This window comes from Oceanospirillum sediminis (assembly GCF_014164585.1).
GTDB lineage: Bacteria > Pseudomonadota > Gammaproteobacteria > Pseudomonadales > Halomonadaceae > Oceanospirillum > Oceanospirillum sediminis.
Genome location: NZ_JACJFM010000301.1, coordinates 1 through 324, shown reverse-complemented (window position 1 = coordinate 324; position 324 = coordinate 1). Strand labels below are relative to the sequence as shown.

1 protein-coding gene is annotated in these 324 nt (G+C 35.2%); it reads right to left on the bottom strand.

Features of this window, described 5'->3' with window-relative positions:
• Positions 1-324: BNR repeat-containing protein (locus tag H4O21_RS28755; RefSeq protein WP_220495908.1), on the bottom strand; the 324-nt coding region annotated here is incomplete at both ends.

The following is a 324-nucleotide window of genomic DNA, read 5'->3' as shown; positions in this document are numbered from 1 at the left end:
GTTTTAAAAACGATACTGGTGCTTCGAAAGTAACACCGTTATCTGTAGATTTTTGATATACCCAATCACTTCTATGAGCACCATGACGATAAAACAAGTACATATCGCCATTATCCATCTTTATAAACTGACTATAGGTGCCAAACAATGAAATATTATCTAATGTTGTCCAAGAAGAAATATCTAAAGGTTTTTTAGAAACCGCATGTAAATTTTTCCCATAACCATGATTTCCCAATAGATTTTCACCATGTTTACGCATGCCTCCATGGCCGCCAAAAGCAATATGAATATAGCCTTCATCATCAATAAGAAGTGCAGGCT